This is a genomic window from uncultured Clostridium sp. (genome assembly GCF_947072515.1).
Lineage (GTDB): Bacteria > Bacillota > Clostridia > Clostridiales > Clostridiaceae > Clostridium.
In genome coordinates, this window is the sequence record NZ_CAMTIG010000074.1 from 1 (window position 1) to 13,375 (window position 13,375).

The 13,375-nt window shown below is 30.0% G+C and carries 9 protein-coding genes and 3 tRNA genes; all 12 read left to right on the forward strand.

Going from position 1 to position 13,375, the window contains the following annotated elements:
- Positions 1–7 precede the first annotated feature (7 nt).
- Positions 8–83: transfer RNA gene (locus Q0W06_RS17280), tRNA-Met, on the forward strand.
- Positions 84–86: 3 nt separating this feature from the next.
- Positions 87–163, forward strand: a tRNA-Met gene (locus Q0W06_RS17285).
- A 7-nt stretch (positions 164–170) separates the two neighbouring features.
- Positions 171–259: transfer RNA gene (locus tag Q0W06_RS17290), tRNA-Leu, on the forward strand.
- A gap of 359 nt (positions 260–618) precedes the next feature.
- Entirely contained in the window at positions 619–2,982 is a 2,364-nt protein-coding gene (gene spoIIE / locus Q0W06_RS17295; protein WP_297638651.1) for a stage II sporulation protein E, read from the forward strand.
- A gap of 136 nt (positions 2,983–3,118) precedes the next feature.
- A complete protein-coding gene (tilS, locus tag Q0W06_RS17300) occupies positions 3,119–4,510 on the forward strand; it encodes a tRNA lysidine(34) synthetase TilS (RefSeq protein WP_297638654.1) in 1,392 nt (463 codons plus the stop codon).
- 7 nt (positions 4,511–4,517) lie between these two features.
- The gene (gene hpt, locus Q0W06_RS17305; protein ID WP_297638674.1) at positions 4,518–5,057 is read left to right on the forward strand and encodes a hypoxanthine phosphoribosyltransferase; all 540 of its coding nucleotides are present in this window, start codon (positions 4,518–4,520) and stop codon (positions 5,055–5,057) included.
- Between the two features lie 31 nt (positions 5,058–5,088).
- Complete coding sequence (gene ftsH, locus Q0W06_RS17310; protein ID WP_297638656.1) at positions 5,089–6,897, forward strand: ATP-dependent zinc metalloprotease FtsH; 1,809 nt, start codon at positions 5,089–5,091, stop codon at positions 6,895–6,897.
- 226 nt (positions 6,898–7,123) lie between these two features.
- Entirely contained in the window at positions 7,124–8,794 is a 1,671-nt protein-coding gene (locus Q0W06_RS17315) for a formate--tetrahydrofolate ligase (RefSeq protein WP_297638659.1), read from the forward strand.
- Between the two features lie 124 nt (positions 8,795–8,918).
- Positions 8,919–9,698, forward strand: a complete 780-nt coding sequence (locus Q0W06_RS17320; RefSeq protein WP_297638662.1) for a type III pantothenate kinase — start codon at positions 8,919–8,921, stop codon at positions 9,696–9,698.
- A gap of 7 nt (positions 9,699–9,705) precedes the next feature.
- Complete coding sequence (gene dusB / locus Q0W06_RS17325; RefSeq protein ID WP_297638665.1) at positions 9,706–10,689, forward strand: tRNA dihydrouridine synthase DusB; 984 nt, start codon at positions 9,706–9,708, stop codon at positions 10,687–10,689.
- A 244-nt stretch (positions 10,690–10,933) separates the two neighbouring features.
- Positions 10,934–11,413, forward strand: a complete 480-nt coding sequence (gene greA, locus Q0W06_RS17330; protein ID WP_297638668.1) for a transcription elongation factor GreA — start codon at positions 10,934–10,936, stop codon at positions 11,411–11,413.
- A gap of 15 nt (positions 11,414–11,428) precedes the next feature.
- On the forward strand, positions 11,429–12,937 hold the full coding sequence (lysS, locus tag Q0W06_RS17335; protein ID WP_297638671.1) for a lysine--tRNA ligase: 1,509 nt from the start codon (positions 11,429–11,431) through the stop codon (positions 12,935–12,937).
- The last annotated feature ends 438 nt before the right edge of the window (positions 12,938–13,375 follow it).

A 13,375-nucleotide genomic window follows, 5' to 3' on the forward strand; every position in this document is an offset into this window, starting at 1 on the left:
TTAATATCGCGGGATGGAGCAGTTGGTAGCTCGTCGGGCTCATAACCCGAAGGTCGTAGGTTCAAGTCCTGCTCCCGCAACCATTTGGCGGAATAGCTCAGCTGGCTAGAGCATTCGGTTCATACCCGAAGGGTCGTAGGTTCAAGTCCTATTTCCGCTACCACTGTCATGCCGAAGTGGCGGAACTGGCAGACGCACAGGACTTAAAATCCTGCGGTGGTTAAACACCGTACCGGTTCGATTCCGGTCTTCGGCACCAAACAGACTTAGATTTCTAAGTCTGTTTTTTTATATTTGAATTTAAAAAGTACAACTAATAAATATATTAAAGTAAAGAGTTTATTATGAAAAAATTTTTCTATAATAAACTCTTTATTTTTACACTACTTTACAAAATAAGATAAATTATTTGAAATGCATACAAGACCTGTAAAATAGACACTTTAACTAAGTTTTTATAGATAAATAGAGAAGAAAAAAAGTGAGAAATTATGATATAAAAATAGAAACTTAATAGAAATTGTAGATTGATTTTAGAAAATAGCAACATATAATGACAAGAAAATAAAAAATAAATTGTTATAATGAGCTTACATAAAATGGAAAGAAGGGGATTGGATGCAATACGGACTTAATAGAAAAAAAACTAAAATTATAGAAGGGGAGGAATTTATCGCATTAGGGTTACTATTTATATCAGCTTTATTTTTGAGTAGGGTAATAATATATACGAATAAAGAAGATATAGCTGGAATAGCACCATTTGGAATAGCATTTTTGATTACCATGTTAAAAAATAATGATAAAGAAAAATTGCTTTGTGGAGCTATAGGATCAGTAATAGGATATTTAACAATAAGTAGTTCAATAAGTAATTCATCAGTTTACATAGTGACAATACTGACAATAGTGTTATTAATGAGTATCTTAAGAAAAAGTGAAAAAAATATAGGGCTAAAAAGTGCTCTTATAATTTATGCATTAATACAAATAGGTACATCACTAGGTATAGATAAAATGGATATTAAAGCATCACTAATTTTAAGTGGAATATATACAGTGGTTATAATACCAATATATTTTATTATTCGATATGGATTAGAGTGTTTTGAAAACTATAATACAAATTATTATTTTACAGTAGAAGAAGTTATAAGCATTGGAATTTTAGGATGCTTAATAGTTGCTGGAATAGGAGATTTAAGTTTATTTAGCATATATATTAGAGAGGTTTTTGCCATAGCATTTATAGTTTCAATTGCATATGTAGGGGGTGCAGCAAATGGAAGTGCAATAGGAATAGCTATGGGGTTGGTTCTTGGGATTTCGAATGGAGAAATGTTACAGGGAATTGGCATTTACGCAATAATTGGATTAGTAGCAGGTTTATTTAAAGATACAGGAAGAATATTTTCTTTCTTATCAGTGGGGGTGGTATATTCAATTCTATCTTTATACATGGGAGGTGTTATTGATAGTAGAATAATCGAAGTTCTTTTAGGAGGAATAATCTTTTTGGTGATACCAAATAAGGTTTTAAATTCTGTTGAAAGTGAAATAAATACAGAAATAAAAAATGATTCTTTAAATGAACTTCATATGAATCAAATAAAAGAAGAATTTTCAGGAAAAATAGAAAGCTTAAGTGATGTATTAAGTGACGTATCAGGATCGATTGCAAATTTATCGACAAATGATGTACTTTTATATAAAGATAAAAGTACTGAACTTATAAACAATTTAGCAGATAGAATTTGTTCAAATTGTGAAAAAGCAAGTGAATGTTGGGAAAGACATTTTAGCACAACGTATGGGTGTTTTGAAAAAATAATAAAAGGAAAAGAAGATAATTTCCCAGTATTTCCAGCAGAACTTGAGAAAAAATGTATGAGAAAATATAATATCCTAGATGAAGTGGATAAATTAGTATTAAATATGAATGCAGAAGCAATGAATAAGGAGAAGTTACAAGATGGTAGAAAGCTATTAGCAGTTCATATGAATACGATGGCAGAAAATATAGAGAAAATGTTATATGACTTTAAAAAAGATATAATTGTTTGGGGAGATTCAGAGAAAGCTTTAAGAAAGGAATTAAACAGAAACTCTATTCAATATAAAGATGTATTTTGTTTTAATGATAAAGATGGAAAAATAAAAGTAAAATTGAATATGGCAAAGTGTACAAATTGTAAGTATTGTGCAAAAAATGTATTGCCAGTAGTTAATTCTATAATAAAAAGACCTATGATGATAGGAGTTGATGGATGTAGCATAAATCCCAATAATAGAGATTGTACAATTACAATAAAGGAGATGCCAAAATATAGATTAACTTCCTACGTAGGTATGAGTGTTAAAGAGGGAGAAGAATATACTGGAGATACGTATAGCTTTGGAAATGTTTTAGGTGGAAAATATTTAACTATATTAAGTGATGGTATGGGGTCCGGACCAGAAGCATCAAAAGAAAGTAAAATGACAGTAGATTTAGTAGAAAAATTTATTGATTCAGGATTTAGTATGGAAACTGCATTAAATACAGTTAATTCAATAATGGCAATGAAGTTTGATGAAGATGAAAAATACTCAACATTAGATATGAATACAGTTGACTTATATACTGGAGTAGCGTCGTTTGTTAAAGTGGGAGCAACATCAAGTTTTATAAAGAGAGGAAAGGAGATAATAAAAATATCATCAAAAATGCCACCTTTTGGATTAGTCGATGAAATGGAGATTGAATCAGTTGAAAAAAAAATAAAGAGTGGAGATATAATAATAACTTTAAGTGATGGAGTGTTAGATGTAGATAAAAGTAAAGTGGGAGATACAGAGTGGTTTGAAAACTATCTTATTAATTCTGGAAATGATCCAAAGGATTTAGCTATAGATATAATAGAAGAATCAAAAATTTTGAATAATGGATCTATAAAAGATGATATGACAGTTATTGTATCTAAGATTCAAGCTTTATATTAAAAGTTAGACTGTCTCAAGTTTTTTTAAAATAGGAAATTTGAGGCAGTATTTTTATTTTTTGTTTAAATAATTGTGCATAGAAAGAATTATTAAGGTATTATATATTTAGTAACTATTAAATTGGGAAGTGGATAAAATGAAGAGTAAATTTATAAAATACATAGAAGATAATAAACTAATAGAGAAGGGCGATAATATTCTTGTTGCATTATCAGGAGGGCCGGATTCTATATGTATGCTTCACTTATTATGTAGCATAAGAGATGAGTATGATTTGAAAATTGGAGCAGCTCATTTAAATCATATGTTAAGAGGTGAGGAAGCTAATAAAGATGAAGAATTTGCTAAAGAATTTTGTAATAAATTAAATGTTGATTTTTATAGTGAAAGAGTAGATATAGAGGCTTACTCTAAAGAACAAGGTGTGTCCACAGAAACTGGTGGAAGAGACGTAAGATATGGGTTATTTAATAAAGTATCTCAAAATGATGGATATAATAAAATAGCCACAGCGCACAATGCTAATGATCAAGCAGAAACTATTTTAATGAGGATGATGCGAGGAACAGGCTTAGAAGGTCTTTGTGGAATACCGATTATTCGTGAAGGAAAATATATAAGACCTATTTTATGTATGGAAAGATGGGAAGTAGAAAAATATTGTGAGGATTTTGAATTGCATCCTCGAATTGATAAAACAAATTTAGAAACAGTGTACTCTAGAAATAAAATAAGGTTAGAAATTCTTCCTTATATGAAAGAACATTTTAATAAAGATGTTGTTATGGCTATTAATAGAATGACCAATATATTATGGGAAGATAATAAGTTTATTAATGATTATTGTAAAGAAAAATTTAAAGAATATTGTGTAAAAGAAAATGGAAATATTAAAATAAAAGAAGAATTGTTTAAAGAAAGTAAAGCTATTATTACTAGAGTTATAAGAAAAGCGTTAACTAAAGTATCTAAGAGTACTTATGATTTTGAGCTTAAACATGTAGAAGAAGTAATAAAACTTTCAAAAATAGGAACTAATAAGAGAATAGATTTACCAAATAATATTTATGCTGAAAATGTATATGGGCAAATATATATAAAGAAAAAAGAAAAAGAAAAAATAATTAATAATATAGAGATAACAATAGAAAAAGAAAAGTTAGATGGATATAAAATAGAGTTTAATGGGTATGAATTAAATTTTGAAATAGTACAAAATAGAAAAAATTTAAAAATTGCTGATAATGACTTAATTAAATATTTTGATTGTGATAAAATTAAAAAGTATGTTGTTATAAGAACTAGAAAAAATGGAGATAAAATCACTCCTATGGGAATGAGTGGTAGCAAGAAACTAAAGGATATTTTTATAGATATGAAGATACCAAAGGATAAAAGAGAAGAATTACCAATAATAGTTTTTGATGATAATATATCGTGGGTATTAGATGTTAAATTATCTAATATATATAAGGTTACAAAAGAGACTGACAATATATTGAAAATAATTTACAAAAGGAAGGTATAAAATTATGATGAAAGAACATATTCAAGAAGTTCTATTTACAGAAGAAACTTTACAAAAAAAATGCAGAGAATTAGGAAAACAAATATCACAAGATTATAAAGGAAAAAATTTATTAGTAGTTGGAGTGTTAAAAGGTTCAGTATTATTTGCATCAGATTTAATAAAAAATATTGAAATTCCATGTGAAATTGATTTTATGGCTGTATCTAGCTATGGAAACTCAACAGAATCTTCTGGAGTTGTTAGAATATTAAAAGATTTAGATAATGGAATTGAAGATATGGATGTATTAATAGTAGAAGATATAGTTGATACAGGAAATACTCTTTCATACTTAAAGAAATATTTAAACGGAAGAGGAGCAAATAGTGTAAAAATAATTACATTATTAGATAAACCAGAAAGAAGAACTGTAGATATTGAAGTAGATTATGTTGGGTTTGAAGTGCCAAACGAATTTATAGTTGGATATGGAATTGATTATGCAGAAAAGTATAGAAATTTACCTTTTGTTGGGATTCTTAAAAGAGAAATATACTCAAAATAAAAATTTAAAATAAAAGAAAGGGGGAACTTGAATGAAAAAATATTCAAGTACAGTAGTATGGGCAGTTATAATTGTTGTAATTGTTGCAGCTGCTGTATTAGTATGGGAAACAGGCAATAAGCCGCAACTAGTACCATACAGCTCATTTCAGCAGATGTGGAATGGAGACAATATAAAAAGTCTTTATGTCCATGATGATGGAATGACTATTGACGGTGTTTTAAGTGATGATAAGAAATTTATAACATATGCACCACAAGACATGTTATCAAACTTAATGTCAAAAGATCCAAAAGCTAATATAAAAGTTGAATTTGAAGCTCCTTCTAATACAGGTGCTTGGTTAGCAATTATACCGAGTATTGTAATGGTGGTATTATTTTTAATAGTGTTGTTTGTAATGACACAACAATCTCATGGAAATAATAATGGTGGTGGACGGGGAGTAATGAATTTTGGTAAAAGTAGAGCCAAAATTGCTACCCCGGATACAAAAACTGTAACATTTAATGATGTTGCTGGAGCAGATGAGGAAAAACAAGAATTAGCAGAAATTGTGGATTTCTTAAAGGAACCGTCTATCTATACTGAAATGGGAGCAAGAATACCAAAGGGTGTCCTTTTAGTAGGACCTCCAGGTACAGGAAAAACTCTTTTAGCAAAAGCTATAGCAGGAGAAGCAGGAGTGCCTTTCTTTAGCATTTCAGGTTCAGATTTTGTTGAAATGTTTGTAGGGGTTGGAGCTTCAAGGGTTAGAGATTTATTTGCAGAAGCTAAGAAAAATGCACCTTGTATAGTATTTATTGATGAAATAGATGCAGTTGGAAGACAAAGAGGAGCAGGACTTGGTGGAGGACATGATGAAAGAGAACAAACATTAAATCAACTTTTAGTTGAGATGGATGGTTTTGGCCAAAATGAAGGGATAATAATGATAGCTGCTACTAATAGAAGAGATATACTAGATCCTGCCTTATTAAGACCGGGAAGATTTGATAGACAAATATTAGTTGGAGCACCAGATGTTAAAGGAAGAGAAGAGATATTAAAAGTTCACACAAGAAAAAAACCTTTAGCCATGGATGTTGATTTAGCAGTATTAGCAAAAAGAACACCAGGATTTGCAGGGGCAGATTTAGAAAATTTAACAAATGAAGCTGCACTTTTAGCTGTTAGAGAAGGTAATAAAGAGATTACAATGAATAATCTTGAAGAAGCTATAACTAAAGTAATGGCAGGACCTGAAAAGAAAAGTAGGGTTATTAGTGAAAAAGATAAAATACTTACAGCGTACCATGAAGCTGGTCATGCAGTTGTAATGAGAACATTAGAACATTCGGATCCAGTTCATGAAATAAGTATAATACCTAGAGGAATGGCTGGTGGATACACTATGCACTTACCAGAAGAAGATAGATCATATACATCTAAATTAAGACTTAAAGATGATATGGTAGGTCTTTTAGGAGGAAGAGTTGCAGAAGCACTTATTCTAGGAGATATAAGTACAGGAGCTAAAAATGATATAGATAGAACTAGCGCTATTGCAAGAGCTATGGTAATGGAATATGGTATGAGCGAAAGGCTAGGAACTATATCATATGGAGCAGACCAAAGTGAAGTATTCTTAGGAAGAGATCTAGGTAAAAATAGAAACTTCTCAGAAGAAATTGGAGCTGAAATTGACAAGGAAGTTAAAAACTTAGTTGATGAAGCTTATAAAAGAGCAGAATCTATATTGAGAGAAAATATAAATAGGCTTCACGCTGTATCAAAAGCATTACTTGAACATGAAAAAATAGATGGTGATGAATTTGCAAGAATATATGATGAAGCGTAACTTATAGAGATTAATAGATTAAAAGGGGGATTTCATTATTGTTAATGGAATCCCTTTTTAAAGTTCTAAAAAATTATTGGTAAAAAAAGAAAAATACGAATTATTTTAACAAAAAAAGAAAAAATATTCGATTAAATATATTTTAAATATGAATTTTAGATGTTATAATAATAAAAAATGATAAAAAAGCCTTAAAAGGTGAATGATATGAAAGCGAGGGTTTAGTATGAAAAGTGATATACAAATCGCACAAGAAGCAAAAATGGAGCATATAGTAAAAATTGCAAATAAGATAGGTTTAGATGAGAATGACATTGAGATGTACGGAAAAAATAAATGTAAATTATCTTTAGATATTTTAGAAAAAAATAAAGATAAAGAAGATGGAAAGTTAGTTTTAGTAACTGCAATAAATCCAACACCAGCAGGAGAGGGAAAATCTACAGTAACAGTAGGACTTGGACAAGCACTATGTAAGTTAGGGAAAAACTCTGTAATTGCTCTTAGAGAGCCATCATTAGGACCTGTATTTGGTGTTAAAGGTGGAGCGGCTGGAGGCGGATATGCACAAGTTGTTCCTATGGAAGATATAAATTTACATTTTACAGGTGATATGCATGCTATAACGGCAGCAAATAACCTACTGTGTGCAGCTATAGATAATCATATCCACCAAGGAAATGAACTAAGAATAGACTCAAGAAGAATAACTTTTAAAAGAGTTTTAGATATAAACGATAGAGCGCTAAGAGAAGTTGTTGTTGGAATGGGCGGAAAAGTAAATGGCTTTTTAAGAGAAGATGGATTTATGATAACAGTTGCTTCAGAAATAATGGCAATTCTTTGTTTAGCAACAAACCTAGAGGATTTGAAAGAAAGAATTGGTAGAATTGTAATAGGATATAACTTAGATGGAGAACCAATTTATGCAAAGGAAATTGAAGTAGTTGGAGCTATGGCTATGCTTATGAAAGATGCTATAATGCCAAATTTAGTTCAAACTTTAGAGAATACACCAGCTATAATTCATGGAGGACCTTTTGCTAATATTGCACATGGATGCAATTCTATATTAGGAACTAAAATGGCATTAAAACTTAGTGATATTGTAGTTACAGAAGCAGGATTTGGAGCAGATTTAGGAGCGGAAAAATTTTTGAATATAAAATGTAGATATGGGAAATTACAACCAGATTGTGTTGTTATAGTAGCAACTATAAGAGCGTTGAAACATCATGGTGGAGTATTAAAAAATGACTTAAGTATTCCGAATGTAGAAGCTTTAAAAGTAGGGATTTCAAATTTAGATAAACAAATTGAAAATATCAAAAAGTTTGGAGTGCCAGTTGTTGTAGCTATAAATAAATTTACAACAGATAGTGAAGAAGAGATTGCATGTATAAAAGAATTCTGCAAAGAAAAAGATGTAAAAGTTGCACTTTCTGACGTATGGGCTAAAGGTGGCGAAGGCGGAATAGAACTTGCAAATGAAGTTATAGATATTTTGGAAAATGAAAAAACAAATTTTAAAGTTTTATATGATGAAAATTTATCTATAAAAGAAAAAATACACACAATTGCAACAGAAATTTATGGAGCAGATGGAGTAAATTACGATGCACAAGCACTAAAACAAATTGCTGAACTTGAGAAGTTTAAATTAGATAAACTTCCAATATGTATGGCAAAAACTCAATATTCATTATCAGATAATCCGAGTTTATTAGGAAAACCTTCAAATTTTAATATAAATATTAAAGAAGTGAAGGTTTCAAATGGAGCAGGATTTATAGTTGTATTAACAGGAAATGTTATGACAATGCCAGGATTACCAAAAGTGCCAGCAGCTAATAGAATGGATATATTAGAGAGTGGAGAAATAATCGGTTTATTCTAAATAGTGTTAAAGTATTGACAAATGATAGGGAATTGTTAAAATTAATATTGTTAAAAACAAGTGATTTTATCCAAATAAAAGCAGCTAAAAAAGCTGCTTTTAATTATATTAAGGTGGTGCTTTTATGATTTTGCTTGTGGATGTAGGGAATACAAACATTGTTTTAGGAATACATGATAAAAATGAATATATAGCAGGATGGAGAATATCAACAGATTCAAAGAAAACTTCAGATGAATATGGTATTCAGGTATCACAGTTATTTCATCAATTTGGTCTAGATATGAAAAAGGTTGAAGGAATAATTATTTCATCAGTTGTACCTAATATAATGCATTCTCTAGAAAATATGATAAAAAAGTGCTTTGATAAGGAACCAATTATAGTTGGACCTGGAATAAAGACAGGAGTAAATATAAAATACGATAATCCTAAGGAAGTTGGTGCAGATAGAATAGTAAATGCTGTAGCAGCTTTTGAGATATATAATAAACCTAGCATAGTTATAGACTTTGGAACAGCTACAACTTTTTGTGGGATAACTGAAAAAGGAGATTACTTAGGGGGATGCATAGTTCCGGGTATAAAGATATCAGCAGATGCACTTTTTGAAAGAGCAGCAAAATTACCAAGAATAGAACTAGAAATACCTGAAACGGTAATTTGTAAAAATACAACAAAAAGTATGCAAGCAGGTATTTTATTTGGATATATTGGGCAGGTTGAATATATAGTAAAGAAAATGAAAGAAGAAATGAAAAATAAATGTTCTGAAGAACCTATGGTAATTGGAACAGGAGGGCTTGCTAACCTTATAGCAAAGGAAACGGATGCAATAGATATAGTAAATGGTGATTTAACTCTAGAGGGCTTAAGAATAATTTATAATAAGAACAAGGAGTAAAATTAAAATGAAAATAGGAAACATTGAATTTGAAAATAATGTTTTTTTAGCACCTATGGCAGGGGTTACAGATGTATCTTTTAGAGGACTTTGTAAAGAACAAGGATGCGGATTAGTGTGTACAGAAATGGTTAGTGCAAAAGCATTATACTATGGAAGTGAGAACACAAAAACATTATTAAGAATAGCTGAAGAAGAAAGACCTGTTGCGGTGCAGATGTTTGGCAGTGATCCAGATATAATGGCAAGAGTTGTTGAGGAGCATTTCAACAATATGGATGAAGTTTGCATTATTGATATAAACATGGGATGTCCCGCACCTAAAATAGTTAAAAATGGAGACGGTTCTGCACTTATGCTAAAGCCTTTTCTTGCTGCAGAAATAGTAAGAAAAGTTAAAGTAGTATCTAAAAAACCTGTAACTGTAAAGTTTAGAAAAGGTTATGATGATGAACATATAAATGCAGTTCAATTTGCAAAACTTATGGAAGAAGCAGGAGCTGATGCGATAGCTATTCATGGAAGAACAAGAAAACAAATGTATGAAGGGGTAGCAGATTGGGATATCATAAGACAGGTAAAAGAAGCAGTTTCTATTCCTGTTATAGGAAATGGTGATGTTTTTACACCGGAAGATGCTATAAGAATGAAAGAACAAACTAATTGTGATGGTATTCTTATTGCAAGAGGAAGTATGGGAAATCCATGGATATTTAAGCAAATTCAGAAGGCTTTGAATGGCGAAAAAGTTGAAGAAGTTACGCCAGATCAAAAAATAGATATGTGTATCAGACATTATGAATTAGCTTTAAAATATGATGGCGAAAGAAAAGCAGTGCGCGAAATGCGTAAACATGCATCTTGGTATATTAAAGGATTACCAAAATGTACAGACATAAGAAATGAAATAAATAGGTTAGATGATAGCAGTGAAGTTATAAAAAGACTTATGGAATACAAAGAAGAAATTAAAAATCTTCCAAGAAGATAAGAGAAAAATTTCAGAAATGTAAAAAAATATAAAATAAATGTGATGTTTTTTAAATTAAATGTATTATTATATAAAAAGTGGTTATATAATAAGTAGTATACTAAAAGGCTTGTATTATGTTTAATTGACATATTATTTACGCTGTTTTATAATATCTTAAACGTAATCGAACAAGAATCTTTAGTAAAATTGGAAGATAAATGTATCTAATATAAATACTACGATAGTTGAAGGGGAGTTAAATATGAGTGAAAAGAAATTTATAATGACTTATGAAGGTGTTAAAAAATTAGAAGCTGAATTAGAATATTTGAAAACTGTAAAAAGAAAAGAAATAACAGAAAAAATTAAAGTTGCTTTAGGATATGGAGATTTAAGTGAAAACTCAGAATATGATGAAGCAAAGAACGATCAAGCATTTACAGAAGGAAGAATAATTCAACTAGAAAATATGCTTAAAAATGCTGAAGTAGTTGATGAATCAGAAATACCATCAGATATCGTTTCTGTAGGATCAAAAGTTAGAGTTAAAGATTACGATTTTGATGAAGAAGTAGAATATACAATAGTCGGCTCAGCAGAAGCAGACCCAATGGAATTTAAGATTTCAAATGAATCACCAGTTGGAGCAGGACTTTTAGGAAAAAAAGTTGGCGAAGTAGTTGAAATAACTATACCTGATGGAGTGAGTAAATTTGAGGTATTAGAAATAAAAAGATCATAGTGTGGAGGTATAGTAATGTTAGATGAAGAAATGAATACACAAGAATTAGAGGCTCAATTTAGTGAGCAAGAAGCTCTAAGAAGAGAAAAATTAGTTGAACTTCAAAATCAAGGAAATGACCCATTTGATGTATATAAAGTTGAAAGAACTCATACATCAGAAGCAGTAAAAGAAAGCTTTGAGGATCTAGAAGGCAAGACTGTTACAGTAGCAGGTAGAATAATGTCTAAAAGAGGTCAAGGAAAAGTTATTTTTTCAGATATCCAAGATAGAGATGGAAGAATTCAATTATTTATAAAAGTTGATTTAGTAGGAGAAGAAACTTTAAAGGCATACAAAACATATGATTTAGGAGATTTTGTAGCTGCTACAGGAGAAGTTTTCAAAACTAAAACTGGAGAAGTGTCAATAAAGGCATCGGAAATAATATTAACTTGTAAATCATTAAAACCATTACCAGAAAAATTCCACGGATTAAAAGATCCAGATTTAAGATATAGACAAAGAGAAGTAGATATAATAACTAATCCAGAAGTTAAAGACGCATTCATAAAAAGAACAAAGATTATAAAAGGAATTAGAGAATTCTTAGATAATAAAGGATATTTAGAAGTAGAAACTCCAATATTAGGAATGATAGCTGGTGGAGCTGCTGCAAGACCTTTTATAACTCACCATAATACTTTTGATATGGATATGTACTTAAGAATTGCACCAGAATTATATTTAAAAAGATTAATAGTAGCAGGATTTGAAAAAGTTTATGAAATAGGAAAGAACTTCAGAAATGAAGGAGTATCAGTAAGACATAACCCAGAATTTACTGCAATAGAATTATATGAAGCATATGCTGATTATAACGATATGATGGAAATTATGGAAAACATGATTGCATATGTATGTGAAAAAGTTAATGGTACTACTAAAGTTACTTACGAAGGAACTGAAATAGACTTTACACCACCATGGAGAAGATTAACTATGATGGATGCTGTTAAAGAGTATGCTGGAATAGACTTTAACGAAGTAGCTACAGACGAAGAAGCTAGAAAAATAGCTACAGAAAAGCATTTAGAATTCCCTAAACCACTTGATAAAGTAACTAAAGCAGATGTTTTAAATATGTTATTTGAAGAATTTGGTGAATCAAACTTAATTCAACCAACATTCTTAATTGACTACCCAGTAGAAATATCACCTCTTACTAAAAAGAAAAGAGGAAATGAAGCTTTCACTGAAAGATTTGAAGGATTTGTATTTGGTAGAGAGGTTTGTAATGCTTATTCAGAACTTAACGATCCAATCGTTCAAAGAGAAAGATTTGAGCAACAAGCTAAGGAAAGAGAATATGGAGACGATGAAGCTTACATGTTAGACGAAGAGTTCATGAGTGCATTAGAAACAGGAATGCCTCCAACAGGTGGACTAGGAATTGGTGTAGATAGAATGATTATGTTCTTAACTGATTCTTCTTCAATCAGAGACGTAATTCTTTTCCCAACTATGAAACCAATAAATAAATAAGAAAATTTAGAAGATGCACATTTGTGCATCTTTTTTTTATTAAAAAGTTTGTAAATACGAAGTAGAAAATATTTGAAGGAGATTTATAGGTAAAAGTATCATTAGATATAAAAGGATAAAGCATATTTTTATAGAAAATAAAGAACCTATTTAAGGAATACAATATCTATAATGAAGAAAAGAGCTTTAAAAAAATAATTATTTAGTTTTAAAAATAAAAAGTTTCATAAGAAAATAGTAGTGTGAGATATATTCACAATATTTTAAAAAAGAGGATAATCCTTTAAAATAGAGGGTTTAGAAAAAAATATTGTAAAAAAATAAAAAAAAGTGAAAAAAAATATTGCAATTTTTCAATAATTCTATATAATAATTAGTGTACTAAATATTCCGCGATAGCTCAATGGTGGAGCACTCGGCTGTTAACCGATAGGCTGG

Bases quoted from the DNA above. Each gene is read 5' to 3' on its own strand.
- spoIIE (WP_297638651.1), top strand. From the start codon at position 619: ATGCAATACGGACTTAATAGAAAAAAAACTAAAATTATAGAAGGGGAG.
- tilS (WP_297638654.1), top strand. From the start codon at position 3,119: ATGAAGAGTAAATTTATAAAATACATAGAAGATAATAAACTAATAGAG.
- hpt (WP_297638674.1), top strand. From the start codon at position 4,518: ATGAAAGAACATATTCAAGAAGTTCTATTTACAGAAGAAACTTTACAA.
- ftsH (WP_297638656.1), top strand. From the start codon at position 5,089: ATGAAAAAATATTCAAGTACAGTAGTATGGGCAGTTATAATTGTTGTA.
- Q0W06_RS17315 (WP_297638659.1), top strand. From the start codon at position 7,124: ATGAAAAGTGATATACAAATCGCACAAGAAGCAAAAATGGAGCATATA.
- Q0W06_RS17320 (WP_297638662.1), top strand. From the start codon at position 8,919: ATGATTTTGCTTGTGGATGTAGGGAATACAAACATTGTTTTAGGAATA.
- dusB (WP_297638665.1), top strand. From the start codon at position 9,706: ATGAAAATAGGAAACATTGAATTTGAAAATAATGTTTTTTTAGCACCT.
- greA (WP_297638668.1), top strand. From the start codon at position 10,934: ATGAGTGAAAAGAAATTTATAATGACTTATGAAGGTGTTAAAAAATTA.
- lysS (WP_297638671.1), top strand. From the start codon at position 11,429: ATGTTAGATGAAGAAATGAATACACAAGAATTAGAGGCTCAATTTAGT.